Annotated in this window: 24 protein-coding genes and 1 other RNA gene; 11 read left to right on the top strand and 14 right to left on the bottom strand. The window is 64.4% G+C overall.

Going from position 1 to position 25,038, the window contains the following annotated elements:
* Positions 1–46: 46 nt before the first annotated feature.
* Positions 47–1,024, bottom strand: a complete 978-nt coding sequence (locus tag SA496_RS24930) for an NADPH:quinone oxidoreductase family protein (protein ID WP_120654006.1) — start codon at positions 1,022–1,024, stop codon at positions 47–49.
* Positions 1,025–1,199: 175 nt separating this feature from the next.
* Between SA496_RS24930 and SA496_RS24925 the strand changes: the two genes are divergently transcribed.
* Complete coding sequence (locus SA496_RS24925; RefSeq protein WP_120655324.1) at positions 1,200–1,613, top strand: flagellar basal body-associated protein FliL; 414 nt, start codon at positions 1,200–1,202, stop codon at positions 1,611–1,613.
* Here the strand turns inward: SA496_RS24925 and SA496_RS24920 are convergent.
* Together SA496_RS24920 and SA496_RS24915 are read right to left on the bottom strand one after the other, a co-directional pair.
* Complete coding sequence (locus SA496_RS24920; protein ID WP_330114649.1) at positions 1,604–3,448, bottom strand: sensor domain-containing diguanylate cyclase; 1,845 nt, start codon at positions 3,446–3,448, stop codon at positions 1,604–1,606. The genes SA496_RS24925 and SA496_RS24920 overlap by 10 nt on opposite strands.
* Before the next feature lie 51 nt (positions 3,449–3,499).
* Positions 3,500–3,949: an EVE domain-containing protein gene (locus SA496_RS24915; protein WP_120654008.1), complete on the bottom strand. Its 450-nt coding sequence runs from the start codon at positions 3,947–3,949 to the stop codon at positions 3,500–3,502.
* A gap of 204 nt (positions 3,950–4,153) precedes the next feature.
* Here SA496_RS24915 and SA496_RS24910 point away from each other — a divergent pair, with 204 nt between their 5' ends.
* A complete protein-coding gene (locus tag SA496_RS24910; protein ID WP_016495303.1) occupies positions 4,154–4,285 on the top strand; it encodes a hypothetical protein in 132 nt (43 codons plus the stop codon).
* Between the two features lie 49 nt (positions 4,286–4,334).
* Here SA496_RS24910 and SA496_RS24905 read toward each other — a convergent pair whose 3' ends face one another.
* The 4 genes from SA496_RS24905 to SA496_RS24890 form a co-directional block, all read right to left on the bottom strand.
* Positions 4,335–4,931, bottom strand: a complete 597-nt coding sequence (locus SA496_RS24905) for a 5-formyltetrahydrofolate cyclo-ligase (RefSeq protein WP_120654009.1) — start codon at positions 4,929–4,931, stop codon at positions 4,335–4,337.
* 9 nt (positions 4,932–4,940) lie between these two features.
* Positions 4,941–5,120: non-coding RNA, 6S RNA (gene ssrS, locus SA496_RS24900), on the bottom strand.
* Between the two features lie 103 nt (positions 5,121–5,223).
* Positions 5,224–5,538, bottom strand: a complete 315-nt coding sequence (locus tag SA496_RS24895; RefSeq protein ID WP_077525606.1) for a cell division protein ZapA — start codon at positions 5,536–5,538, stop codon at positions 5,224–5,226.
* Positions 5,535–5,744 (bottom strand): TIGR02449 family protein, encoded by a 210-nt coding sequence (locus SA496_RS24890; protein WP_028626819.1) that lies wholly within the window; start codon positions 5,742–5,744, stop codon positions 5,535–5,537. The genes SA496_RS24895 and SA496_RS24890 overlap by 4 nt, the downstream gene beginning before the upstream one ends.
* Positions 5,745–5,948: 204 nt before the next feature.
* On the opposite strand from SA496_RS24890, the gene SA496_RS24885 reads away from it, so the two are divergent.
* The 9 genes from SA496_RS24885 (at position 5,949) to gcvP (ending at position 17,866) form a co-directional block, all read left to right on the top strand.
* Entirely contained in the window at positions 5,949–6,503 is a 555-nt protein-coding gene (locus SA496_RS24885) for a YecA/YgfB family protein (protein WP_153919025.1), read from the top strand.
* 39 nt (positions 6,504–6,542) lie between these two features.
* Complete coding sequence (pepP, locus tag SA496_RS24880; protein ID WP_330114648.1) at positions 6,543–7,877, top strand: Xaa-Pro aminopeptidase; 1,335 nt, start codon at positions 6,543–6,545, stop codon at positions 7,875–7,877.
* Between the two features lies 1 nt (position 7,878).
* Positions 7,879–9,063: a 2-octaprenyl-6-methoxyphenyl hydroxylase gene (gene ubiH, locus SA496_RS24875; RefSeq protein ID WP_330114647.1), complete on the top strand. Its 1,185-nt coding sequence runs from the start codon at positions 7,879–7,881 to the stop codon at positions 9,061–9,063.
* Positions 9,064–9,114: 51 nt separating this feature from the next.
* On the top strand, positions 9,115–10,329 hold the full coding sequence (locus SA496_RS24870; protein WP_162945909.1) for a 2-octaprenyl-3-methyl-6-methoxy-1,4-benzoquinol hydroxylase: 1,215 nt from the start codon (positions 9,115–9,117) through the stop codon (positions 10,327–10,329).
* A 153-nt stretch (positions 10,330–10,482) separates the two neighbouring features.
* Positions 10,483–11,484 (top strand): extracellular solute-binding protein, encoded by a 1,002-nt coding sequence (locus tag SA496_RS24865; protein ID WP_120654014.1) that lies wholly within the window; start codon positions 10,483–10,485, stop codon positions 11,482–11,484.
* Between the two features lie 73 nt (positions 11,485–11,557).
* On the top strand, positions 11,558–13,177 hold the full coding sequence (locus SA496_RS24860; protein ID WP_120654015.1) for an ABC transporter permease: 1,620 nt from the start codon (positions 11,558–11,560) through the stop codon (positions 13,175–13,177).
* A 219-nt stretch (positions 13,178–13,396) separates the two neighbouring features.
* Positions 13,397–14,479 (top strand): glycine cleavage system aminomethyltransferase GcvT, encoded by a 1,083-nt coding sequence (gene gcvT, locus SA496_RS24855; RefSeq protein ID WP_120654016.1) that lies wholly within the window; start codon positions 13,397–13,399, stop codon positions 14,477–14,479.
* Positions 14,480–14,522: 43 nt separating this feature from the next.
* Positions 14,523–14,912, top strand: a complete 390-nt coding sequence (gene gcvH, locus SA496_RS24850) for a glycine cleavage system protein GcvH (protein ID WP_120654017.1) — start codon at positions 14,523–14,525, stop codon at positions 14,910–14,912.
* A 77-nt stretch (positions 14,913–14,989) separates the two neighbouring features.
* Entirely contained in the window at positions 14,990–17,866 is a 2,877-nt protein-coding gene (gcvP, locus tag SA496_RS24845; protein WP_330114646.1) for an aminomethyl-transferring glycine dehydrogenase, read from the top strand.
* A gap of 122 nt (positions 17,867–17,988) precedes the next feature.
* On the opposite strand, the gene SA496_RS24840 is transcribed toward gcvP, so the two are convergent.
* The 7 genes from SA496_RS24840 to SA496_RS24810 form a co-directional block, all read right to left on the bottom strand.
* Positions 17,989–18,297, bottom strand: a complete 309-nt coding sequence (locus SA496_RS24840; RefSeq protein ID WP_120654019.1) for a DUF2388 domain-containing protein — start codon at positions 18,295–18,297, stop codon at positions 17,989–17,991.
* Positions 18,298–18,400: 103 nt separating this feature from the next.
* On the bottom strand, positions 18,401–20,710 hold the full coding sequence (locus tag SA496_RS24835) for a tetratricopeptide repeat protein (protein ID WP_330114645.1): 2,310 nt from the start codon (positions 20,708–20,710) through the stop codon (positions 18,401–18,403).
* 94 nt (positions 20,711–20,804) lie between these two features.
* A complete protein-coding gene (locus tag SA496_RS24830) occupies positions 20,805–21,206 on the bottom strand; it encodes a hypothetical protein (protein ID WP_330114644.1) in 402 nt (133 codons plus the stop codon).
* 77 nt (positions 21,207–21,283) lie between these two features.
* A complete protein-coding gene (locus SA496_RS24825) occupies positions 21,284–21,730 on the bottom strand; it encodes an NfeD family protein (RefSeq protein WP_120654022.1) in 447 nt (148 codons plus the stop codon).
* Between the two features lie 4 nt (positions 21,731–21,734).
* Positions 21,735–22,655, bottom strand: coding sequence for an SPFH domain-containing protein (locus SA496_RS24820; protein WP_120654023.1), 921 nt, complete (start codon positions 22,653–22,655; stop codon positions 21,735–21,737).
* 92 nt (positions 22,656–22,747) lie between these two features.
* Positions 22,748–24,532, bottom strand: a complete 1,785-nt coding sequence (locus tag SA496_RS24815) for a GspE/PulE family protein (protein ID WP_120654024.1) — start codon at positions 24,530–24,532, stop codon at positions 22,748–22,750.
* 103 nt (positions 24,533–24,635) lie between these two features.
* Positions 24,636–24,950, bottom strand: coding sequence for a hypothetical protein (locus SA496_RS24810; protein ID WP_120654025.1), 315 nt, complete (start codon positions 24,948–24,950; stop codon positions 24,636–24,638).
* Positions 24,951–25,038: the final 88 nt, after the last annotated feature.

Here is a 25,038-nt window from a genome sequence, read left to right as displayed (position 1 = left end):
AAAGACCGCCCTCGGGCGGTCTTTTTCATTCTTGTAGGGTGAAGTGTCAGCGTACCTCGACCACCACCTTGCCCACTGCCTGGCGCGTGGCCAGGGCATTGATGGCGTCGCTAGCGCGCTCCAGCGGGAACGTCTGGGACACCAGCGGCTTGAGTTTGCCTTCGGCATACCAGGCGAACAACTGCTGGAAGTTGGCCAGGTTGTCCTGGGGCTGACGCTGGGCGAACGAGCCCCAGAACACGCCAACCACCGAGGCGCCCTTGAGCAGGGCCAGGTTCACTGGAAGCTCGGGGATGCGGCCGCTGGCAAAACCCACCACCAGCAGGCGACCGTTCCAGTTGATCGAGCGCACGGCAGCATCGAACAGGTCGCCGCCGACCGGATCGTAGATCACGTCGGCGCCCTGGCCGCCTGTCAGCTCCTTGACGCGATCCTTGAGACTTTCTTCGCTGTAGTTGATCAGCGCATCGGCCCCGGCGGCCTTGGCCACTGCCAGTTTTTCCGCACTGCTGGCCGCAGCGATCACTCGTGCTCCCATCGCCTTGCCGATCTCCACCGCCGCCAGGCCTACACCGCCGGAGGCACCCAGCACCAGCAGGGTCTCGCCGGGTTGCAGGTTAGCGCGCTGCTTGAGCGCGTGCATCGACGTGCCGTAGGTCATGCCAAAAGCCGCGGCGGAATTGAAGTCGATACCCTTCGGAATCGGCATTACGTTGTAGGACGGCACGGCCACTTGCTCGGCGAAGCTACCCCAGCCGGTCAGCGCCATCACGCGATCACCAGGCTTGAGGTGGCTGACCTTCTCACCCACCGCCGCGACCACGCCTGCCGCTTCACCACCCGGAGAGAACGGGAAGGGCGGCTTGAACTGGTACTTGCCTTCGATGATCAGCGTGTCGGGGAAGTTGACCGCCGCCGCATGGACGTCGATCAGGATCTCGTTCTTTTTGGGCTCGGGGCTGGCGACTTCCTCCAGCACCAGAGTATCGGCGGGACCGAAGGCTTTGCACAGGACGGCTTTCATCGCGGAGCTCCTTGGCTTGGGGCTCTGGCCCCGGGCATGTGGCCTTGCAGTGTAGGTTGGGGGGCAGGGCGGTCAATCAGCATGGCCGCGCCTGATAGGCCTGCATAAACGGAGGTCTTGGGGCTTGCCGCCGCTGTGGCTATGCTAGGCGGCATTCGTGCTGAGGATGACCCTGGTGAAAAGACTGACTGCATTGCTGCTGGCACTGACCCTTCCCCTGCTGGCAGTGGCCAATGAGAAAGAAGAGCCCAAGGAAGGTGAGGCACCCAAGGTCGCCTATATCGATCTGGTGCCTTCCCTGGTCGGCAACTATGGCCCCGGCCCTCGCCTGAAGTACTACAAGGCCGATGTTTCCCTGCGCGTCTCCGGCCCCGAGGCGCAGGACAAGGTGACTCGTCATGAGCCGCTGATCCGCAATCAGTTGGTGATGCTGTTCTCCCAGCAGACCGACGAGAGCCTGGCCTCCTCCGACTCGAAGGAAAAGCTTCGCCAGGAAGCCCTCAAGCAAGTGCAGCAGGTATTGCACAGCGAAGAAGGCGAGCCACTGGTGGACGACCTGCTGTTCAACAATCTGATCATTCAACCCTGACCTTTCTCCCACAGGCAGGTGCGATTGCGCCCTTCGTGCTTGGCCCGGTAGAGCGCGGCGTCGCTGCGTGATACCAGGCTGTCGGGCTGCTCTTCGCGGGCCGGGTCAGAGACGGCGATGCCGATGCTCAACGTCAGCAGCCCCTCGGGACTGCCGGGGTGCTCGATCTGCAGTTCCGCCACGTGCGCCATTACCCGTTCGGCAACATGTCGTGCGCCGTCTTCGGCGGTGTTGGCGAGGATGATGGCGAACTCCTCCCCGCCGTAACGGCAGGCCACGTCACCTTCACGTTGCAGGCTCTGCTGGAGCGCCTGGGCGACCTGGCGCAGCGCATCATCGCCCGCCTGGTGACCAAGTTGGTCGTTGAACGCCTTGAAGTGATCCACATCCAGCATCAGCAATGCCAGCGGCGCACCGAGGCGGCGCAGGCGGCGCCACTCACCGTTCAACTGTCGGTCGAAATAGCGCCGGTTGTATAGCCCGGTCAGGCCATCCAGCTGAGAAAGTCGCTGCAGGCGCGCCTCCAGTTCCAGTCGCTCGCGATTGTCGCGAGAGACGCCGATCAGGTAGTCGCGACCATTCTGACTCACCAGTTGCGCACTGATTTCCGCTGCCTGGAGGCTGTCATCGGCGCGGCGCATCTCGCGCTGGAAAATACCCGAGTTGCCATCCCGGCGAGCCTGGCGCACCAGCTCCAGCCAGGTGTGGAAGCCGGGCATGAGTTGCTCAGGATCTTCCTTGAGTAGCCGGCGAAAGGTTTCGGCGCTGTAGCCGAGGCTTGCGTAGGTGGCGGGGTTCATGTGCAGGATCTCGCGATTGGCGAGATCGAAGATGAACAGGCCGTCATGGCTGGAATCGGTCAGGTCGAGTACCAGTTGCAGGCGTTCGCGGCTGTCACGCAGATCCTGCTCGGCGTGTTCGCGCTGGCTGACTTCTTCGTTCAGGCGCCGATAGCCGATCTGTAGCGCGCTGGCGCGACGGGCATTCTCCAGCGCCAGGGCGAGGGCGGCGACCAGTAACAGGCTGGTGAGCAGGCCGGCGCCGAGGACGACTTGGGGCAGCGGCGAGCTGAGCTGTTCCACCAGTTTGGCGGTCGGGGAGAGCTGCAGGGCGAAGTTGCTGTTGTTGAGCAGGTGCAGCGGAACGCGCTGGCTGAGGCTGTTCAGGGTTTCCGGTCGCTGCTGGAGGTAGATGGCTTGACCGGACTCCAGCAACTGGACGCTGAAGTCGCGATTGTCGAGGCTGCCGAGCAGCGCATCCATCAGCGATTCGACGCGGAATACGCCCTGGAGGAAGCCATCGAAGGTGCGGCTGCCCTGCTCGTTGCTGATAAACAGCGGGGTGTAGAGGATGACGCCACGTCCGCCCTGAACCAGGGCAAAGCTGTTGGACATCTGCGGTTCACCGCTGGCCTTGGCCTGCATGGCGAGATTGAAGTTGGGATGAATGCGCGTCAGGCGGAAACCAATAGCCGCCTCGTTGCCTTTTTCCGGCATGACCCAGCGCATGCGTAGGTCTTCTCCCATCCACTGGATCGACTGGTAGCCAGGAAAGTGCTCCAGGGCAAAACGGACTTCCAACTCCCATTCGTCTCGCGGAAGCCGGCCCTGGTGGTTCCATAGGATGGCAATGCGCCGCAGACCCTCGACCTCGTCAATCAGGTTGTTTTCCAGTTCGGCGGCCAGGGCGCGCGCCTGATAACCGACGCGCTCACGAATGCGCTCCTGATGGGCATCTTCCAGCTGCTTCCAGAGCAGCAGGCTGGTACCGCACAGCGCCAGGAAGAGCAGGGCGAGTGTCGTTCGGACCAGCCAGGCGGGATGAGAATGCGGCATGGGGGTGCCCCAGTGGATTCCTCTCCGTCATAGCACAGGGCCATGCCCGACTCAACGAAGGGCGAGTACTCCAGCCCATTCTTCTTCTGTCACTGGCATCACCGACAGGCGACTGCCCTTCTGTACCAGGGCCATGCCGGACAGCACCGCCTGCTCGCGCAACAGGCCGAGGGGGATGACTCGAGTGAAGGCCTCGACGAACTCCACGTCCAGGGCGCTCCAAGGATTCTTCTCGGCGTTCGCTTTGGGGTCGTGGTAATGGCTTTGTGGGTCCAGGGCGGTGGGGTCCGGGTAGGTCTCCCCGGCGATTCGCGCGATGCCGGCGACGCCCGGTTCGGGGCAGCTGGAGTGATAGAAGAAGAACAGTTCGCCCGGACGCATCGCGCGCATGAAGTTGCGCGCCTGGTAGTTGCGCACGCCATCCCAGCGCGCCTTGCCCAGGCGCTGCAGGTCATGGATGGAAAGTTCGTCCGGTTCGGATTTCATCAGCCAGAAAGGCATGAACTTTGCTCCTGTACGTTCGTCCTTAATTGGGGCATCCAAGCTTGAAGACCGGCCGACGGCCGGTTGGCGTCATAAATTGCGTGTTCGCTCACGTTGCCGGAGAATGCCGCGCTTTAAGCTGCTGCTACCGTTCGGTCCAATCAAAACAACAACTCGCCATCGGTCATCGCGCGAAGTTTGCCTGCAAGGGGGAGGCAATCGATGAAACGCAAGCCAGACATCCTCTGGGTATTGGTCATTATTTTTGGTCTGGGTGTCGTTACCACTGGTTACACGCAAAGCCTGTGGGAACGTCAGAGCAACGCGCCCGTCAACCTGACCCAACAGCCCTGATTCTACTCGGCCGGCATCGCAAGGATCGCGATGCCGCTGCCAGTGCTCTTCAGTACCAGCCCTTGTCCGTTACGGTCGCCTGCAGGACGACGTCCCAGCTGGCGAGTTCCAGCCTGTCCACCTTCTGGCATTCGTGCGCCAGGCCCAGCAGGGTCGGTTTGCGCCATTGGTGACGGCGCGTCAGATAGGCCAGGCTACGGTCGTAGAAGCCGCCGCCCATCCCCAGGCGTCCACCTGATTCATCGAAGCCCACCAGCGGCATCAGGACCAGATCCAGTGCCCAGACCTTGCGCTGCTGCGCCGGATTGGCGCGAGGTTCGAGGATGCGGAAGCGGTTCTTCTTCAGGCGTTCCCCCGGCAGCAGACGCTGGAAAACCATTTTCTCCCTGGGCCAGGCATTGAGTACCGGCAGGTAGGCTTGCTTGCCCCGGCGCTGTACTTCGCGCAGTAGCGGACGCGGATCGATCTCGCCATTGGTTGGCAGATAGAGGGCAATGTGCCGGGCGCGCCGGAACAGGGGGGCCTGTGCGAGTTGTCGGTACAGGGCCTTGGCGGCGTGCTTCTGCTGGAGGGGGGTAAGTGCGCGGCGGGCCTGGCGGAGCAGGCGGCGCAAGCTCTGGCGGGAATGGGAACCGGCGCAGATCATGAAGAAAATAGACTCCCCGGTCGTGCCGCTGTCGGGTTAGCCCTTGAACCCGAAAGTTCAAGGTGGAGGCTGCAGGAGGCGTTAAGGCTTTCCGTCAGGCGGACATGCACACCGGCCTCAACTTGCAACCCCCGTGGTTGCATTTATCGGCTCAGGGACATCACCGACTGGCCAACACACCAGGGAGCTGGCGGCGAGTATACCCCAAGAACCGTTCAGGAAACTGCTATGCGTCGGTCCGACAGCGTCAAAAAACGCCAGAAAGCGTCAGTTTGTCGCGGCCGGACGATGCTCAGGCCTGCTGCGCGTCGGGGTCGGCGGCCAGGGCGTGGTCAACGCGCTCAAGCAGGTCGCGGACCCGCTCACGAGTGGACGTGGCCTCCTGGTCCAGACGCTGCTGCTTGTGCAGCAGATCATGGGTGATGTTCAGCGCGGCCATTACGGCGATGCGGTCGGCACCGATGACTTTCCCGCTTGAACGTATCTCGCGCATCTTGCCGTCGAGATAGCGGGCAGCGCTTTCAAGGTTGGCGCGCTCGTCCGCAGGGCAAGCGATGCAGTATTCCTTATCGAGGATTTGGACGGTGACGGTGTTGGACTGGGTCATGAATCCTGCTCCAGGGCTTTCAGGCGCGAAATCATCGCTTCGACCTTGAGCCGGGCCATTTCGTTCTTTTCGATCAGATGAGCGCGTTCTTCGCGCCAGGCCTTCTCGCTGGCAAGCAGGAGCCGGTTCTGGGCCTTGAGCTGCTCTACACGCTGGATCAGCAGTTCCAGCTTGGCTGTCAGTGCATGCAGTTCGGCGTCTTCCATGGGCGTCTACTTGGTGAGGAGTGACCGGGACTATATAGGACTGACACGGGAAAGGGTCAAACCCGCAGGCGACGGTGCAAATTGTCGCATGCCCGTAGATAGGGCCCGGTGGACGGGCGGCCAATGCTGCCTTCGCCGCGCCAGGCTGCTAGGATACGAGGCCGTCATTCTAGTGATTGCGCCCTCTGGCGCCTAGCCACCCTTATGTCCAGTTCGAATTCTCCCTACAACGCTTTCGCCGCGCTCCTCGCCTCCGCTGGCCAGCCGGTTTCCCCCGCCGAATTGCACGGCATGCTCTTGGGGCGCAGTTGCGCCGGTGCCGGTTTCGAGCCGGAACCCTGGCTGGAGGATGCCGCCGAATTACTCGGTAGCGCCCCACAGGATAATCTGCGCCAGGCCCTGATCGGCCTGCAGGAAATGGTCAAGAGCGAACTGACCGGCACGGAGATGGCCGTGGTCCTGCTGCTGCCCAGCGACGATGCGCCGCTGGCCGAGCGGGCCGCTGCCCTCGGCCAGTGGTGCCAGGGCTTCCTGGGTGGGTTCGGCCTCACCGCCCGTGAAGGCGCACTGTCCGGCGAGGCCGTCGAAGTGCTTCAGGACCTCGCCTCGATCGCTCAGGTGCAGAGCGCCCTGGAAGAATCCGACGACGGCGAAAGCGACTATATGGAGGTGATGGAGTACCTGCGCGTCGCGCCCCTGCTGCTCTTCGCCGAATGCGCCAGGCCCGCTGCGCCGGCTGCCAAACCCTCGTTGCATTGACCCGAGTGGCGGGCATTCGCCCGCCCTGAAGGAGCGCGCATGACCCGTATCCCCAAGGCCGAATACGCCCGCCGCCGCAAGGCGCTGATGGCGCAGATGGAAGCCAACAGCATCGCCATCCTGCCCGCCGCGCCCGTGCATATCCGCAACCGCGACGTCGAGCACGTCTATCGCCAGGACAGCGACTTCCAGTACCTCAGCGGTTTTCCCGAGCCGGAAGCGGTGCTGGTGTTGATCCCTGGTCGCGAGCACGGCGAGTACGTGCTGTTCTGCCGCGAGCGCGATCCGGAGCGTGAACTCTGGGACGGCCTGCGTGCCGGTCAGGACGGTGCCACCCGGGATTTCGGCGCCGACGACGCGTTCCCCATCGGCGACATCGACGACATCCTTCCCGGTCTGATTGAAGGGCGCAGTCGCGTCTACTACTCCATCGGCACCAACACCGAGTTCGACCAGCACCTGATGGAGTGGGTCAACACCATCCGCTCCAAGGCCCGTCAGGGCGCTCAGCCGCCGAAGGAATTCGTCGCGCTGGATCATCTGCTGCACGACATGCGCCTGTACAAGTCGGCCTCTGAAGTGAAGGTCATGCGCGAGGCCGCCGAGGTTTCCGCCCGCGCCCACGTGCGCGCCATGCAGGCCTCCCGCGCCGGCCTGTACGAATACCACCTGGAAGCCGAGCTGGAATATGAATTCCGCAGGGGCGGCGCGAAGATGCCGGCCTACGGCTCCATCGTCGCCGCCGGCAAGAACGCCTGCATCCTGCACTACCGGGAGAACGACGCCCTGCTGAAGGACGGCGACCTGGTGCTGATCGACGCCGCCTGCGAGCTCGATTGCTATGCCAGCGACATCACCCGCACCTTCCCCGTCAGTGGCCGCTTCAGCCCTGAGCAGAAGGCCATCTACGAGCTGGTGCTGAAATCCCAGGAAGCCGCCTTCCTCGAAATCGCCCCCGGCAAGCATTGGAACGAAGCCCATGAAGCCACCGTACAGGTCATAACCTCCGGTCTGGTGGAGCTGGGCCTGCTCAAGGGCGACGTCGACGAGCTCATCGCCTCCGAAGCCTACAAGGCCTTTTACATGCACCGTGCCGGTCACTGGCTGGGCATGGACGTGCACGACGTCGGCGAATACAAGGTCGGTGGTGAGTGGCGCGTGCTGGAGCCCGGCATGGCGATGACTGTCGAGCCCGGCATCTACATCGGCGCCGACAACCAGGACGTACCGAAGAAGTGGCGCGGCATCGGCGTGCGCATCGAGGACGACGTCGTGGTGACGAAGACCGGCTGCGAGATTCTCACCGGCGGCGTACCCAAGACCGTGGACGAAATCGAGGCGCTGATGGCCGCTGCACGCAGCCAGGCCGCCTGACATGCATCACTGCCAAGTTGCGATCATTGGCGGCGGCCTGGTCGGCGCGAGCCTCGCCCTGGCGCTGCAGGATGGTGCTCGGGCGCGGGGTTGGAAGATCCTCCTGATCGAACCCTTCGCCCCTGGCAACAGCTTCCAGCCCAGCTACGACGCCCGTTCCTCTGCGCTGTCCTTCGGCAGCCGGCAGATCTACGAGCGCCTCGGACTCTGGCAGGCCATTGCGCAGCGCGCCGAGCCCATCCTGCAGATCCACGTTTCCGATCGCGGACGTTTTGGTGCCGCGCGCCTGGCTGCCCTTGAAGAAGGCGTACCGGCCCTGGGTTACGTCGTGGAGAACGCTTGGCTGGGCCAATGCCTCTGGCAGGCGCTGGACGAGGATGTGGTGACCTGGCATTGCCCGGCTGAAGTGGCCGGCATGAAGGCGCTGGAAGGTGGATACCGCCTGACCCTGAATGACGAAACCCAGATCGATTGCGACCTCGCGGTACTGGCCGATGGCGGTCGCTCCGGGCTGCGTGAGCAACTGGGCATCGGCGTGCGTCGCACTCCCTATCGACAGACTGCTCTGATTGCCAACGTCAGCCCGCTGGAAGCCCATCGTGGCCAGGCGTTCGAGCGTTTCACCGACGAGGGCCCCATGGCCCTGCTGCCGCTACCGGAAAATCGCTGCGCGCTGATCTGGAGCCGCCCGGGCGATGACGCCGAGCGCCTCGCCAGGCTGGATGAGCGGCGCTTCCTCGACGAATTGCAGGACGCCTTCGGCTACCGCCTGGGGGCCTTCCAGCAAGTCGGCGCGCGTCACCTCTATCCGCTGGAACTGATCGAAGCCGAGGAGCAGGTGCGCTCCAGCCTGGTGGTGCTGGGCAACGCTGCCCACAGCCTCCACCCCATCGCCGGCCAGGGTTACAACTTGTCCCTGCGAGACGCCCAGGCATTGGCCGAGGCATTGCTGGCCAGCGGCAAGCCCCTTGGCGATCTGGTCACTCTGCAGAACTACCTGCAGCGCCAGCGCCTGGATCAGAACCTCACGGTGGGTTTCTCCGACCAGGTGACCCGTCTCTTCTCCAACGCCGAACCGCTGCTGACTGCCGGACGCAACCTGGGCCTGCTCGGCCTCGACCTGCTGCCGCCGGCCAAACGCTGGTTTGCCCGCCAGGCCATGGGCCTGGGCACTCGCCCGGACTGACCGGGTGTGCCTTACTCGGATACACAGGGAGCCTCAAGGCCTGATATGGAATTGCGCGCGGATCTGATCATCGTGGGTGCCGGCATGGTCGGCAGTGCCCTGGCCCTGGCGCTGAAGGACAGCGGCCTGGACATCCTGCTGATCGATGGCAGCCCACTCAGCGTCAAACCCTTCGACCCGGCTGCCGCCTTCGAACCGCGCGTCAGCGCCCTGTCCGCCGCCAGCCAGCGCATCCTCCTGCGCCTGGGTGCCTGGCCCGGCGTCCTCTCGCGGCGCAGCAGCCCCTATTCCGAGATGCATGTCTGGGATGGTTCCGGTACCGGGCAGGTCCACTTCTCCGCCTCTAGCGTGCATGCCGAGGTGCTGGGCCACATCGTCGAGAACCGTGTGATTCAGGACGCCCTGATGGAGCCCCTGCACGACAGTGGCATTGGCCTGATGCCCGGCGCGCGCCTGGAACGCCTGCGCCGTTCCGGCGACGACTGGTTGCTGACGCTGGTGGATGGCCGCGAACTGCGCACTCCTCTGGTGGTGGCTGCGGATGGTGCCAATTCCGCAGTGCGCCGTCTCGCTGGCTGCGCGACCCGTGAATGGGATTACCTGCACCATGCGATCGTCACCAGCGTGCGCTGCGCCGAACCGCACCAGCGCACTGCCTGGCAGCGATTCACCGACGACGGCCCGCTGGCCTTCCTTCCCCTCGAGCGTGACGGCGAGCACTGGTGCTCCATCGTCTGGTCGGCGACCCCGGCCGAGGCCGAGCGCTTGATGGCTCTGGACGAGGCCGGCTTCTGCAGTGAACTTGGCCGGGCATTCGAATGGCGTCTGGGCGAGGTACTGGGTGCCGATCCGCGTCTTTGCATCCCGCTGCGCCAGCGCCACGCCAAGCGCTATGTGGAGGAAGGTCTGGCCCTGATCGGCGACGCCGCTCACACCATCCACCCGCTGGCGGGGCAGGGGGTCAATCTCGGCTTCCTCGACGCGGCAGTGCTGGCCGAAGTCCTTCAGCATGCTGCCGGCCGGGGCGAGCGCCTGGCCGACGAGCGCGTGCTGGGTCGTTTCGAGCGTCGGCGCATGCCCCACAACCTGGCCATGATGGCGGCGATGGAGGGCTTCGAGCGCCTATTCCAGGCCGATCCGTTGCCCCTGCGCTGGTTACGCAACAGCGGCCTGAAATGGGTGGATGGCATGCCCGAGGCCAAGGCGCTCTTCGTACGTCAGGCCCTTGGCCTGTCCGGTGACCTGCCTGACCTGGCGCGCGCCTGAAACCTGTTCTTTTCCAGCTCGCAGAGTCGAGCAGGTTCTGGGGCTTCGTCTTTCGGAGCGCATGAATACATACGCCGACATATAAACCCTTAGAGTTCACAACTGAGGTTGACTATCATTCAGCCTTTGTCGTCATCACAAGAGGCTCCTGCAATGCGGGTAAGTAAGTCCCTTCTCGCGCTTCTCGCGCTGTTCGCCGCCGCTGCTTCGGCCCAGGCCGCCGATGAAGTGGTGGTCTATTCCTCGCGAATCGACGAGCTGATCAAGCCGGTGTTCGATGCCTACACCGCCAAGACCGGTGTGCAGATCAAGTTCATCACCGACAAGGAAGCTCCGCTGATGCAGCGGATCAAGGCCGAGGGTGACAACGGCGTAGCCGACCTGCTGCTCACCGTGGACGCCGGCAACCTCTGGCAGGCCGAGCAGATGGGCATCCTCCAGCCATTCACCTCGCCAACCATAGATGCCAACATTCCGCCCCAGTACCGATCCGGCAGCCATGCCTGGACCGGCCTGTCTCTGCGCGCGCGGACCATCGTCTACTCCACCGAGCGGGTGAAGCCGGAAGAACTATCCACCTACGAGGCGCTGGCCGACAAGAACTGGGAAGGCCGCCTCTGCCTGCGTACCGCGAAGAAGGTCTACAACCAGTCGCTGACCGCCACCCTGATCGAGACCCATGGCGCGGCCAAGACCGAGGAAATCCTCAAGGGTTGGGTGAACAACCTGGCCACCGACGTCTTCGCCGACGATAACGCCGTGATTCAGGCCGTGGATGCCGGCCAGTGCGACGTCGGCATCGTCAACACCTACTACTACGGCCGCCTGCACAAGGCCAACCCGGAACTGCGCGTGAAAATTTTCTGGCCGAACCAGGCTGACCGTGGCGTCCACGTCAACCTTTCCGGCGTCGGCGTGACCAGGCATGCGCCGCATCCGGAGGCCGCCAAGGCCCTGGTGGAATGGATGACCACCGATGAGGCACAAGCCTTGTTCGCCGGCATCAATCAGGAGTTCCCGGCCAATCCGAAGGTCAAACCGTCCGAGGAAGTCGCCGCCTGGGGCAGCTTCAAGGCTGACACCATCCCGGTGGAAGTCGCCGGCAAGCGGCAGGCCGAGGCCATCAAGATGATGGACCGGGTCGGCTGGAACTGATCCACCGCTCTACCGCTATACTCGACGCCCCGGCCCGCCCGGGGCGTCCTGTTTCGATCCCCGAGAGGTTTGCGTGGCCCATCCCGCCCAGCGTCGCTGGTATCCCATCAGCTTTGCCGTCGCCGTCCTGGTTCTATTGCCCCTGAGCGTCCTGCTGCTGTCCTGGGGAGAGGTGGATGGGGAAATCTGGTCCCACCTGTGGGAAACCCAGATGCCACGTCTGCTGGGTAATACCTTGGTGCTGGTCACCGGCGTGTCGGTGGGCGTGACCGTGATCGGCGTCAGCCTGGCCTGGCTCACCAGCCTTTGCGAATTCCCGGGCCGGCGCTGGCTGGACTGGGCGCTGATGCTGCCCTTCGCCGTTCCGGCCTACGTGCTGGCCTTCGTCTTTATCGGCCTGTTCGACTTCTCCGGCCCGGTACAGACCCTGCTCCGCGAGTGGTTCGGCACTGGCCTGCGGCTACCCCGGGTGCGCTCCACCGGCGGTGTGATCCTGGTACTGGTGCTGGTCTTCTATCCGTACGTCTACCTGCTGGCCCGCGCCGCTTTCCTGGCCCAGGGCAAGGGTTTGATGGAAGCCGCCCGGGTTCTCGGGCAATCACCCTGGCAGGCCTTCTGGCGCGTCGCACTGCCCATGGCGCGACCGGCCATCGGTGCCGGCCTGGCCCTTGCCATCATGGAGACCCTGGCGGACTTCGGCGCCGTGGCCGTCTTCAATTTCGATACTTTCACCACCGCTATCTACAAGACCTGGTACGGCTTCTTCAGCCTTTCCAGTGCCGCCCAGTTGGCCAGCCTGCTGCTACTCGGGGTCTGCCTGGTGCTCTACGGCGAGCGCCGTGCCCGTGGCGCCAGCCGCCCGGCCAGCGAGCGACCGCGAGGCAAGGCGCTGTATCACCTGCACGGGGTAAAGGCCCTGGCGGCGACCTTCTGGTGCTCGCTGGTGTTCGCCTGCGCCTTCGTCATTCCCATGCTGCAGCTCCTGGTGTGGTTCTGGCAGCGTGGCCGCTTCGATCTCGACGAGCGTTATGCCGGGCTGATCCTGCACACCCTCTATCTCGGTGGCATGGCGGCCTTGCTGACCGTGTGCGTGGCGCTGTTGCTGGCTTTTGCCCGACGCCTGGCCCCGACGCGTCCGGTGCGCGCCGCGGTGGGCCTGGCCAACCTCGGCTACGCGCTGCCGGGCTCGGTGCTGGCGGTGTCCATCATGCTGGCCTTCAGTTACCTCGACAGCCACCTGGTGATTCCCCTCTCCGGCTGGCTTGGCGGTGCCGGCAAGCCGTTGCTGATGGGCAGCCTCGGCGCCTTGTTGCTGGCCTACCTGGTGCGCTTCATGGCGGTGGCCTATGGACCGCTGGAAAACGGCCTGGCGCGCATCCGTCCGTCGCTTCCGGAAGCCTCGCGCAGCCTCGGCGTTGGCGGTCCGGCCCTGTTCTTCCGGGTCTATCTGCCGTTGTTACTGCCCGGCACCCTGAGCGCCGCACTGCTGGTGTTCGTCGACGTGCTCAAGGAAATGCCCGCTACCCTGCTGATGCGCCCCTTCGGCTGGGACACCCTGGCCGTGCGCATTTTCGAAATGACCAGCGAAGGCGAATGGTCCCGCGCCGCGCTGCCGGCCTTGACCCTGGTGCTGGTCGGCCTGATGCCGGTGATCGGCCTGATACGCCGTTCGGCACGACGCTTCGGCCACTGACGCCGGATTCGAAGGCGCGCCGAGGCCCGGGCGAGACAGCTCGCGATGCCAATTGGCCTGCTCGCGGGGCCGGTATCTGCTGACGGGCGGCTGGAGTGTCCACTGCCCCACCTTGCGGCTACAATGCGCGCCATTCGTTGCGGCCCACCCCCGCCGCGGCAGCGGATGAACCCGCTCCCAAGGCCGCCGCATCCTCGCCAAGCCCGGAAGGAGAAACCCATGGGACAGCGCACTCCATTGCACGACCAGCACGTCGCGCTGGGAGCCAAGATGGTCGATTTCGGTGGCTGGGACATGCCACTGCACTACGGCTCCCAGGTCGAGGAGCACCATCAGGTGCGCCGCGATTGCGGCGTATTCGACGTCTCCCACATGACGGTGGTGGATGTCGCCGGCAGCCAGTCCAAGGTCTGGCTCCAGTACCTGCTGGCCAACGATGTGGAGCGCCTGCAAGCCCACGGCAAGGCACTTTACAGCGCCATGCTCGACGAGCAGGGCGGGGTGATCGACGACCTGATCGTCTACGTAACCGACTTCGGCTACCGCCTGGTGGTCAATGCCGCTACCCGTGACAAGGACCTGGCCTGGATGCAGGCCCGCAGCCAGGGCTTCGACATCAACCTGACCGAGCGCGCCGACCTGGCCGTGCTCGCCATCCAGGGCCCCAGTGCTCGTGCCAAGGTGGCAGAGCTGCTGAGCACCGAACGCGCTGCGCTGATCCACGAACTCAAACCTTTCCAGGGCCTGCCCGATGGCGACTGGTTCATCGCCCGTACCGGTTACACCGGCGAAGACGGCCTGGAAATCCTCCTGCCCGCCGACCAGGCCGCTGGCTTCTTCAATGAACTGGTGGGTGCCGGCATCGCCCCCATTGGTCTCGGTGCCCGTGACACCCTGCGTTTGGAGGCTGGCATGAACCTTTATGGCCAGGACATGACCGAGGAGACCTCCCCGCTGGTTTCCAATATGGCCTGGACCATCGCCTGGGAACCCGAGTCCCGCAACTTCATCGGCCGTCAGGCCCTGGAGGCCGAACGCGCCGCCGGCGTGGCGAGCAAGCTGGTCGGACTGGTGCTGGAAGAGCGCGGCGTGCTGCGCGCCCATCAAGTGGTGCGTGTGGAAGGTGTCGGCGAGGGTGAAATCACCAGCGGCAGCTTCTCTCCGACCCTGAACAAGTCCATCGCCATGGCGCGCGTGCCGATGGCCACCGGCGACCGCGCCGAGGTGGAAATCCGCGGCAAGTGGTTCCCTGTTCGCGTCGTTCGACCGAACTTCGTGCGCAATGGCAAAGCCTTGATCTAAATTTTCAGGCGGGCCATCCGCCACAGACTCTGAGGAATTCGATATGAGCAACATCCCCGCTGAACTGCGTTACGCCCCCAGCCACGAGTGGGCCCGTCTGGAAGCCGATGGCACCGTTACCGTGGGCATCAGCGACCATGCCCAGGAAGCCCTGGGTGACGTGGTCTTCGTCGAACTGCCGGAAGTCGGCAAGACCCTGGCCGCTGGTCAGGAAGCGGGCGTGGTGGAGTCGGTGAAGGCCGCTTCCGATATCTACGCGCCGATCAGCGGCGAAGTGATCGCCGTGAACGAAGCCGTGAGCGACGCCCCCGAGAGCGTCAACAGCGATCCGTATGGTTCCTGGTTCTTCAAGCTCAAGCCCAACGACGCGGCCGATCTGGACAAGCTGCTCGACGCAGCCGCCTACAAGGCAGCTGCCGACGCCGATAGCTGATTCACCCGCTATCCTTCAAAAAGCCTCGCTAGTCGAGGCTTTTTGTTTTTTCGATGAGGCCAAACGAGGTTCTGCCCATGTCCCAGATGCCCTCGCTGTCGCAGCTCCAACAGCCCGATGCTTTTCTTCGCCGCCACCTGGGGCCGGACGATGCGGAGCAGCAGGCGATGCTGGAGGCCCTCGGCCTCACCAGCCGCGATGAGCTGATTGTGCAGACGGTGCCGCCGGCGATCCGCCTCAATCGGCCCCTGGAGCTGCCGCCGGCGCTGGACGAACAGCAGGCACTGGCCAGGTTGCGCGGCTATGCCGAGCAGAACCAGCTGTGGACCAACCTCATCGGCATGGGCTACTACGGCACTGTCACCCCCACGGTGATCCTGCGCAATGTGCTGGAAAGCCCCGGCTGGTACACGGCCTACACCCCTTATCAGCCGGAAATAGCCCAGGGCCGGCTGGAAGCGTTGCTGAACTTCCAGCAATTGACGATCGACCTCACCGGGCTCGATCTCGCCAGCGCTTCCCTGCTGGACGAGGCCACTGCCGCCGCCGAAGCCATGGCCCTGGCCAAGCGGGTGGCGAAGTCGAAGAGCAACCTGTTCTTCGTCGACGAAGACAGCCATCCGCAAACCATCTCCGTGGTGCAGACCCGCGCCGATGCCTTCGGCTTCGAGGTGGTGGTGGACCATGTGGATAACCTGGCTCGGCACCAGGTATTTGGCGCGCTGCTGCAATACCCGGACACCCATGGCGAAATCCGTGATCTGCGCCCGCTCATCGAGCACTTGCATGGCCAGCAGGCGCTGGCCTGCGTCGGTACCGACCTGCTCAGCCTGCTGCTGCTCACGCCACCCGGTGAACTGGGCGCCGACGTGGTGTTCGGTTCGGCCCAGCGTTTCGGCGTGCCCATGGGGTACGGCGGGCCGCATGCCGCGTTCTTCGCTACCCGCGACGACTTCAAGCGCGCTATGCCGGGCCGGATCATCGGCGTCTCCAAGGATGCGCGGGGCAACGTCGCCCTGCGCATGGCCCTGCAGACCCGCGAACAGCACATCCGCCGCGAGAAGGCCAATTCCAATATCTGCACGGCCCAGGTGCTGCTGGCCAACATCGCCAGCTGCTACGCCGTCTACCACGGTCCGGAAGGGCTGAAACGCATCGCCCAGCGTGTCCACCGGCTCACCGCGATCCTCGCCGAAGGCCTGGCGCGTCGGGGTATCAAACGTGACAACCAGTACTACTTCGACACCCTTACCCTGGATGTCGGCGGCAGCCAGACCGCCGTCATCGAATCCGCCAAGGCGGCGCGCATCAACCTGCGCATCCTCGGCCGCGGCAAGCTGGGGGTCAGCCTCGATGAAACCTGCACGGCGGAAACCGTGGAGCAGCTGTTCTGCATCTTCCTCGGGGCCGACCACGGCCTGTCCGTCGCCGAGCTGGACGAAGCTGTGCTGGTCCCTGGAATCCCGGCGGAGCTGTCCCGCAGCAGCGACTACCTCGCCCACCCGGTGTTCAACGCACATCACAGCGAAACCGAGATGCTGCGTTACCTGAAGCAGCTGGAGAACAAGGACCTGGCCCTGAACCAGGCGATGATCCCGCTGGGCTCCTGCACCATGAAGCTCAACGCCACCAGCGAGATGATCCCCATCACCTGGCCGGAATTCGCCAACCTGCACCCCTTCGCACCCCGCGAGCAGGCGCTTGGCTACAAGCTGATGATCGACGAGCTGGAGGCCTGGCTCTGCGCCATTACCGGTTTCGATGCCATCTGCATGCAGCCCAACTCGGGCGCCCAGGGCGAGTACGCCGGGCTGCTCGCGATTCGCCGTTACCACGAGAGCCGTGGCGAGGGGCATCGCAACATCTGCCTGATCCCGGCATCCGCCCACGGCACCAACCCCGCGTCGGCGCAGATGGCGAGCATGCGGGTGGTGATCGTCGAGTGCGATCCGGAGGGCAACGTCGATCTGGAAGACCTCAAGCGCAAAGCTGGCGAGGCTGGTGGTCAACTGTCCTGCCTGATGGCCACCTATCCCTCGACTCACGGTGTGTACGAGGAGGGCATTCGCGAGATCTGCGAGGTTATCCACAGCCACGGTGGTCAGGTCTACATGGACGGCGCCAACCTCAACGCCCAGGTCGGTCTGGCACGGCCGGCGGACATCGGTGCCGACGTGTCGCACATGAATCTGCACAAGACTTTCTGCATTCCCCACGGCGGCGGTGGACCGGGCATGGGGCCGATCGGCGTCCGCGCACACCTGGCGCCCTTCGTCGCCAACCACCCGGTGATCGAGCTGAAAGGACCGAATCCCGAGAATGGTGCGGTCAGCGCGGCGCCCTGGGGCAGCGCGAGCATCCTGCCGATCAGCTGGATGTACATCGCCATGATGGGCCCGGAGCTGGCCGATGCCACCGAAGTGGCCATTCTCAGTGCCAACTACCTGGCGCGCCAGCTCGGCGATGCCTATCCGGTGCTCTACAGCGGCCGAAATGGCCGGGTGGCCCACGAGTGCATTCTCGACCTGCGTCCGATCAAGGCGGAAACCGGCATCACCGAAGAAGACGTGGCCAAGCGCCTGATGGACTACGGCTTCCACGCACCGACCATGAGCTTCCCGGTGCCCGGCACCCTGATGGTTGAACCCACCGAGAGCGAGAACAAGCACGAACTGGATCGTTTCATCGAGGCGATGCTGAGCATTCGTGCCGAGATCGCCAAGGTGCAGGCGGGAGACTGGCCGGCCGAGGACAATCCGCTCAAGCGCGCGCCGCACACCCTCGCCGACGTGACTGGCCACTGGGAGCGGCCCTACAGCATCGAAGAGGCCGTCACGCCAACCGCTCACACGCGGGCCCACAAGTACTGGCCAACGGTGAACCGGGTGGACAACGTCTTTGGCGACCGCAATCTGTTCTGCGCTTGCGTGCCGGTCGGGGATTATCGGGAGTAGCGGGGAATCGAGTTTTTTAGGAGCGAGCTCTGCTCGCCAAAGGCTTGGTGCAAGCTTCAGATCGCGAATGAATTCGCTCCCACAGGACTGAACCTTGTGGGAGCGAATTCATTCGCGAAACATTACTCCTCGGTAGCGAGGATCGCGTTGGCCAGTTCGCTGTCGCTGGCCTTGATATCCGGGTGTTCGCTGCGGATGCGCTGCAGCGCAGCTTCAAGGTACGGGCCGCGGATTTCGCCGCCACTGGCGACGAAGCTGCTGGCATCGTCGCGTGCTGCGACTATCAGCTTGTCGTCCTTGAAGGTCAGGTAAGTGGAAGCGGTGGTAGCTCCGGACGAGATGACATCGCGCCAGAAGTCACCGTCGGCCATGGCCGAACCAACTGGTAGGGCGACCAGGGCGAAGGCGGCTGCATACAGACGAGTGCGCATGGCGTGTTACTCCGTTCTGGGGTGGACCTGAAGATTCAGATTCGGCCGTCCACCCCGGAGTTCAAACTGTTCGCCAGTCGGTCATGGCTCCTTGCTAGCCTCGTCACTCCCGCCGCAACGCGGGGTCGTCAGGGTTCTGCTGCTCCAGCTCCGCCAGCAACGCCTGGACCTTCTGGATTTGCCCGGCTTCGCGCCAGTAGTTGATCAGCGCCAGACGCGCTTCGCGGTTGGCCGGGTCGCGCTCCAGCAGTTCCTCCAGGCGATGACACGCCACTTCGAGCTGGCCGCTGTCGTGCAGTGCGACGGCGTACACGTAGTCGTACTGGCTGTTCTTCGGCTCCAGCCGGACCGCTTCGGCAAAGGCCTTCAGGGCCGCCTGAAGATCGCCCTTGCGCACCAGCATCAGGCCATTGGCATAGTGCAGCAGCGCCGACTCGGGGTGTTCCTTCAGGCCTTGTTCGAGCAGGGCGCGACCTTCCTCCCAGCGGAAATTGCCATCCAGCCACTGCACCAGGGCGACCAACGCCGGCAGGAAGCTCGGGTCGCGCTGCAGCGCGGTGCGCAGATGCGGCTCCACGGCGCCGGAGCGGCCATTGGCCTGGTACAGCATGGCCAGATTGAGATTCGCCTCGGCGCGTTCCTGCAGGCGCAGCTGCACGGCTTCGTACTCTTCAATGGCCTTGCTCCAGCTCGACTCGTAGTTGCCCAGCCCCGTGCTGTGCATGCCCAGCAGGGCGTAGGCGGCGGCGATGCGCACGGCGCGCACCGGGTCGCTCAGCAGCGGCGCCAGCACATTGCGGCGCTGCTCCGGCGGAACAAGGGCCGCCACGGCCTTGATTGCTGCCTCACGCACCTGCGGTGCGGGGTGGGTCAGGTCACGGGCTGCGGCCTTGAGGGCGCGCTCGCCGGGATAGGTGGGCAATTCGGCCAGCAGGGTGGCGCGGCGAATGGCCGGTAACCCCTGTGTTTCCAACTGCTGAAACAGCGCTCGCGAAGCCCCTGGCCTACCGTTGCGGATCAGCCACAGGCTCTCGTCGTAGCGCGGCGCGACGACCTTGCTCTCGCCATACCAGAGGCGGAACTGCTCGGCGACCTGGTCGCCCGGTTGCTCGCGGTGGCAGCCCAGGCAGGCATCCGTGGTGCCCAGGCGCAGGGCGCGGGCGGGGTTGGGCAGGGTGAAGCCGTGGTCATGACGATAGTCGTTGACCATGAAGAACTTGCCCGGCATGTGGCAATCCACGCACTGGGAGCCCGTCTGGCCGGGGTTGTGATGGTGGTGTTCGGGAGACTCGTAGTTCTTCGCCTTCAGGCCCTGGCCGTCGATGCCCTCGATGCCGGCCTTGCCGGAGGGGTTGTGGCACTGCAGGCAGACGCCATTGCCCGAGGCCTTGAGCGAGGTGCTGTGGGGGTTGTGGCAATTGCTGCAGCGCACACCCTTGGCGAACATCTTGCTCTGGGTGAAAGCACCGTACTCGAAAACCTCCTCCTTGATCTTGCCGTCGATCTCGTAGAGCTCGCGGGTCAGTGCGCTGGGCAGGTAGTCGTCCATCAGCCTGCGTTCGCTGTGGTAACCATCGTCCAGCGGCGCGCGGCGGGCATGGCAGCGGGCGCAGGTCTCCACTTCCCTGATCTTGTCGCTCGTGGCGAGGTCGTAGGCGAAGCCGGCATTGGCGGCACGGTTCTTCTTAGCGACCCACTCCATGTGCTTCGAAGCAGGGCCATGGCAGGCCTGGCAGCCCACTCCGAGGCTGTTCCAGTGGCTGGTGAAGCGATCCGCGGCGGGGTCGAATGCGCGCTTGAAACCGGTGGTGTGGCACTCCACGCACATGAAGTTGGCGTTCTGCTGGGGATTGCTCCAGTGCAGCGGGTCCTTGAAGTCCACGCCCTGGCCCGGGTAGAGGTGGAACCAGGCGCGTTTTTCCACATCCCAGGCCACGCCCAGGGCCTGGAGGCGGCCACCAGGAACCTCGATCAGGTACTGCTGTAGCGGCGCGACGCCGAAGGCATAGGCGACGCGGAAATCGGCTGGCTTGCCATCGGCTCCGGGAACGTTGATCCAGAAGCCGCCGTCCTTGCGGAAGAAGCGGGTGGTTTCCTTTTCGTCCTTGAAGCTGGCGTCGTTGAAATCGCCAAGCACGCTGCTGTCGGTGGCGGCCTGCATCGCCAGTTGGTGATGGCTGCCTTGCCAGTCTCTGGCCTGCTGGGTGTGGCAGCCGGCACACTGGCCCTCGTCCACCAGGCTGGCGGGCTGGGTGCTGGCTGTGGGAGGCGGTTTCATGCCCGGCAGCCCGCCAGCGCCGCCCGCGATGTACAGCCAGGCTCCCAGGCTGATCAATAGCAGCAGACCCGCCAGGACGGGATAGACAGGGCGCCGTACCGGTTTGGGCGGCGCCTTCTTTTGGTGCTTCGTCATGCAGACATCCGCTGTGCTGGCGAGCGTGTTTCACGGTGGCGTGCAGGTTCCGTGAATGTCCCGGAGCCCGTCAAGGCTACATGTCGTTCCCGGCTCAGCGATAGCGAATGACAATGCCCTTCAGCTTGCGACCCTGGATGGTCTCCACATCCCGCGCCCAGAGCGGTCCGCTGACATAGGCCGCCACCGGCTGGATGCGGTCATAGACCACCACCACGGCCTCGCCGCCTATCTCCGCGGCCTCTTCGCGTAGTTTCTGTTCGATCTCCGTGACCGGGGGCGGCGGCTCGGTGCTGGCGTCGACCACGACTTCGCCGAGGCGGTCATGGGGGCGGGCAGGTTCACGGCGCAGTACTTCCACACCGGCTGGGTCGGTAGGTGCGGCATGGGGCGTGCCGACGTATTCGGTGGTCTGCGCACCGATGTTGGCGCAGGCGGCAAGCAACAGCAGGAAGCCCGCGGCGAGCAGCGGGCGCAGGTGCTGGGTAGATGACATGATGGAACTTCCTTCGCGATCGCCAGGAAGCCTAGCTGGTGATAGGCGGCCTGCCCGCACTGGGCAGGCCGGGAGCATCAGACCGGCTCCACCTTCAGCAGCACGCCGTCCTGGCCGACGACGCGGACCTGGCTGCCGGCGGGCAGGTCGGGGCCGGACACCAGCCAGACGGAATCGCCGGCGCGAATCTTGCCGCGACCGCCGCTGATGGCTTCATGCAAGGCAAATTCGCGGCCCACGAACTCGTAGCCGCGACGGTTCAGACCTGGCTGGTCTGAGACCTTGGCGGCGCTGCGCTGACGACGCCACCAGAACACCGCAGTGAGGATGGAGAGGACGCCGAACAGCAGGAACTGGATGGCCCAGTGCAGTTCCGGGGCGATGAAGGTGATCACTCCGACGCAGGCTGCGGCCACGCCTATCCACAGCAAGTAGCCGCCGGCGCCGAAGACTTCGAGTATCAGCAGCAGGGTGCCGAGGGCCAGCCAGTCCCAGTAGGTCAGGTGCTGGAGGTAATTCCACATCGGTTCAGCCCTTCTTGCCGTCGAAGGTGGCGCGGACGATTTCGCCGATGCCGCCCACGGCGCCGATCACCTGGCTAGCTTCCAGGGGCATCAGTACCACCTTGCTGTTGTTGGCGCTGGCCAGTTTGCCCAGTGCCTCGACGTATTTCTGCGCGACGAAGTAGTTCACCGCCTGCACGTTGCCGTGGGCGATTGCGTCCGATACCACGCGGGTCGCCTCCGCTTCGGCCTGGGCGGCGCGCTCGCGCGCCTCGGCTTCAAGGAAGGCGGCCGTACGCTCACCTTCAGCCTTGAGGATCTGGGCTTGCTTCTCGCCCTCGGCCGTGAGGATTTCCGCCTGGCGCCGGCCTTCGGCTTCCAGCACCTGCGCGCGTTTCAGGCGCTCGGCCTTCATCTGGCTGGCCATGGCTTCCACCAGATCGGCCGGCGGGCTGATGTCCTTGATCTCGATACGGGTGACCTTGATGCCCCAGGGCGCCGTGGCCTCATCGACCGTGCGCAGCAGGCGCTCGTTGATCGCGTCACGCTGGCTGAGCATGGCGTCAAGTTCCATGGAACCGAGCACGGTGCGGATGTTGGTCATCACCAGGTTGCGTATGGCGTGTTCCAGGTCGTTGACCTCGTAGGCCGCCTGGGCGGTGTTGATCACCTGGAAGAAGCACACGGCGTCGATGGTGACGATGGCGTTGTCGGCGCTGATGGCTTCTTGTGGGGGAATGTCCAGCACGCTTTCCATGACGTTGATCTTGCGACCGATGCGGTCCATCACCGGCACGATGATGTTCAGGCCGGGTTTGAGCGTGTTGGTGTAGCGGCCGAAGCGCTCCACGGTCCACTCGAAGCCTTGTGGTACGACCTTGAAGCCCATGAACACGATTGCGATCGCAAGGGCAACGAAGAGGATGACGACACTGCCGATTTCCATGGGAATTGCTCCGTTTGCTGGCTATATGTCCTGGCGGCTGAGGCCCCGCTAGCGCGATTGCGCCGGAGGGATTTCAGCAGCCGGATAGCATTTCATTTCTGCTCGCTTTGTGGCGTGACCCGCAGCACTTCTTCGATGGTCGTCAGGCCCGAGGCGACTTTCTGCGCCCCGGACAGGCGCAGGCTGCGCATGCCTTCCTTGAAAGCGGCTCGACGTAGGGCGATCAAGTCGGTGTCGGCGGTGATCAACGGTTTGACCGCATCGGACAGCAGCATGATCTCGTAGACCCCGGCCCGACCGCGGTAGCCGGTGTCGCGGCATTCCAGGCAACCGACGGCACGGTGCGCTCCCGTGGGCAACGGCGCGCTCCAGGGTTTGGTCAGGCTGCTCCAGTCTTCTTCGCGAAGCTCCATCGGTGCCTTGCAGTGCGGACAGAGGGTCCGTACCAGACGTTGGGCCATGACCCCGAGCAGGGTGGCACGCAGCAGGTAGTAGGGCACGCCCAGTTCCAGCAGGCGGGTAATGGCGCTGGGGGCGTCGTTGGTGTGCAGGGTGGAGAGCACGAGGTGACCGGTCAATGCGGCCTGGATGGCCATTTCGGCGGTCTCCAGATCGCGGATCTCGCCGACCATGATGATGTCGGGGTCCTGCCGCATCAGCGCGCGCACGCCACTGGCGAAGGTCAGGTCGATGTTGTGCTGCACCTGCATCTGGTTGAAGGCGCCCTCGATCATCTCGATGGGGTCTTCGATGGTGCAGACGTTCACCTCGCTGGTGGCCAGCTGCTTGAGGGTGGTGTAGAGCGTGGTGGTCTTGCCCGAACCGGTGGGGCCGGTGACCAGGATGATGCCGTTGGGCTGGTTGGTCATGCTCTGCCAGCGGCGCAGGTCGTCCTGGGAGAAGCCGAGTTGGTCGAAGCTCTTCAGCAGCACCTCGGGGTCGAAGATCCGCATCACCATCTTCTCGCCGAAGGCCGTTGGCAGCGTGGAGAGGCGCAGCTCCACTTCGCCACCATCCGGGGTCTTGGTCTTGACCCTGCCGTCCTGGGGCTTGCGCTTTTCCGCCACGTTCATGCGTCCGAGGCTCTTGAGGCGGCTGACCACCGCCATGGTGACCTGGGGCGGGAACTGGTAGACGGTGTGCAGCACGCCGTCGATGCGGAAGCGCACACTGCCCTGTTCGCGTCGTGGCTCGATGTGGATATCGCTGGCGCGTTGCTGATAGGCGTACTGGAACAGCCAGTCGACGATGTTGACGATGTGTGCATCGTTGGCGTCCGGCTCCTGCTCGCTGGAGCCGAGCTTGAGCAACTGCTCGAAGTTGCCGACACCGCTGATCTTCTGGTCCAGCGCGCTGGCGCCGCTGACCGACTTGGCCAGGCGATAAAACTCCAGGGTGAACTTCTGGATGTCGATCGGGTTGGCCACGACCCGTTTGATCGGGCGCTTGAGCACGTGGGTCAGGTTGCTTTCCCAGCTCTGTACGAAGGGCTGGGCGCTGGCGATTGTCACCGCTTCGCTGTCGGCGGCCACGGCGAGAATCTTGTGGCGCTGGGCGAAGGCGTAGGACATCAACGGGGTGATGGCGGCGACATCGATCTTCAGCGGGTCGATACGCAGGTAGGGCTGGCCGGCATGCTCGGCCAGCCAGTGGCTGAGGGTTTCCAGGTCGAGTTTCTTGCCTGGGCGCTTGAGGTCATCCACCTGCTGGCTGGCCAGGAACTCCAGCGGATGCTGCTGGTTGTTCACCGCGCTTCGGCGAATGGCCAGGCAATGCTCTGCCTGGTCCTGGCTCAGGCGGCCCTGGGATACCAGTTCGCGCATCAGGTCGTTGAGATCCAGCCAACGGTCCTGGGCGGGTGAGGCAAAGGCGGACATGCAAGCTCCTCGGTCACGCTGCTCAGTCTGGAAGAGTAGTCAAACGCTCTTCACGCGGGACGGCAAGCATGCCCGAATTGCCATCATTCGGCTAAGAGCCGCATCAAGTAATGGCGAACGGTTCCAACTCCACCGAGAAGACACTGACCAGCGAGCGCATTTTCTGCGCGATGACCTCGGCCCGGTGCGGGGTCAGTCCGGGCTGGCGCAGCTGGACCAGCAGGTTATCGCCGAGTCGGTTGACCTCCAGCCAGTGCGGTACCAGTTGCAGCTGGGCGAAGAAGGCAAGCAGCCGGCCGAGGATGTCCGCTTCCGCCTCGGCGAGGATGGCGAATTGCATTTCGCGGGCCTGGAGCTGGGCGGTGTGCGGGTGCCAGTGGTCTTCACGGGCGACGGGGGCGGACTGGAGGCTGAGCATGCTGGATTCCTCGGTGGGGACGCCGATAGTTTTCCAGCCTGAAGTGGGTTTTTTCTGCCTGAATCGTGCGGGCGGGCGTCATCTTTGG

The sequence above is a fragment of the Pseudomonas sp. JS3066 genome, assembly GCF_036328175.1.
In the GTDB taxonomy this organism is placed as follows: Bacteria; Pseudomonadota; Gammaproteobacteria; order Pseudomonadales; family Pseudomonadaceae; genus Metapseudomonas.
The sequence above is the reverse complement of the archived record's forward strand: the minus strand, read 5'-3'. Positions and strand labels throughout refer to the sequence as shown.

Coding starts and splice junctions, on each gene's coding strand:
- SA496_RS24825 (WP_120654022.1), bottom strand. CDS start 21,730: ATGTGGAATTACCTCCAGCACCTGACCTACTGGGACTGGCTGGCCCTC.
- SA496_RS24920 (WP_330114649.1), bottom strand. CDS start 3,448: ATGCCGCATTCTCATCCCGCCTGGCTGGTCCGAACGACACTCGCCCTG.
- ubiH (WP_330114647.1), top strand. CDS start 7,879: ATGCATCACTGCCAAGTTGCGATCATTGGCGGCGGCCTGGTCGGCGCG.
- SA496_RS24830 (WP_330114644.1), bottom strand. CDS start 21,206: ATGTCATCTACCCAGCACCTGCGCCCGCTGCTCGCCGCGGGCTTCCTG.
- SA496_RS24815 (WP_120654024.1), bottom strand. CDS start 24,532: ATGTCCGCCTTTGCCTCACCCGCCCAGGACCGTTGGCTGGATCTCAAC.
- SA496_RS24895 (WP_077525606.1), bottom strand. CDS start 5,538: ATGACCCAGTCCAACACCGTCACCGTCCAAATCCTCGATAAGGAATAC.
- gcvP (WP_330114646.1), top strand. CDS start 14,990: ATGTCCCAGATGCCCTCGCTGTCGCAGCTCCAACAGCCCGATGCTTTT.
- SA496_RS24840 (WP_120654019.1), bottom strand. CDS start 18,297: ATGCGCACTCGTCTGTATGCAGCCGCCTTCGCCCTGGTCGCCCTACCA.
- SA496_RS24865 (WP_120654014.1), top strand. CDS start 10,483: ATGCGGGTAAGTAAGTCCCTTCTCGCGCTTCTCGCGCTGTTCGCCGCC.
- SA496_RS24820 (WP_120654023.1), bottom strand. CDS start 22,655: ATGGAAATCGGCAGTGTCGTCATCCTCTTCGTTGCCCTTGCGATCGCA.
- SA496_RS24930 (WP_120654006.1), bottom strand. CDS start 1,024: ATGAAAGCCGTCCTGTGCAAAGCCTTCGGTCCCGCCGATACTCTGGTG.
- SA496_RS24915 (WP_120654008.1), bottom strand. CDS start 3,949: ATGCCTTTCTGGCTGATGAAATCCGAACCGGACGAACTTTCCATCCAT.
- SA496_RS24890 (WP_028626819.1), bottom strand. CDS start 5,744: ATGGAAGACGCCGAACTGCATGCACTGACAGCCAAGCTGGAACTGCTG.
- SA496_RS24810 (WP_120654025.1), bottom strand. CDS start 24,950: ATGCTCAGCCTCCAGTCCGCCCCCGTCGCCCGTGAAGACCACTGGCAC.
- SA496_RS24885 (WP_153919025.1), top strand. CDS start 5,949: ATGTCCAGTTCGAATTCTCCCTACAACGCTTTCGCCGCGCTCCTCGCC.
- SA496_RS24910 (WP_016495303.1), top strand. CDS start 4,154: ATGAAACGCAAGCCAGACATCCTCTGGGTATTGGTCATTATTTTTGGT.
- gcvT (WP_120654016.1), top strand. CDS start 13,397: ATGGGACAGCGCACTCCATTGCACGACCAGCACGTCGCGCTGGGAGCC.
- pepP (WP_330114648.1), top strand. CDS start 6,543: ATGACCCGTATCCCCAAGGCCGAATACGCCCGCCGCCGCAAGGCGCTG.
- SA496_RS24905 (WP_120654009.1), bottom strand. CDS start 4,931: ATGATCTGCGCCGGTTCCCATTCCCGCCAGAGCTTGCGCCGCCTGCTC.
- gcvH (WP_120654017.1), top strand. CDS start 14,523: ATGAGCAACATCCCCGCTGAACTGCGTTACGCCCCCAGCCACGAGTGG.
- SA496_RS24835 (WP_330114645.1), bottom strand. CDS start 20,710: ATGACGAAGCACCAAAAGAAGGCGCCGCCCAAACCGGTACGGCGCCCT.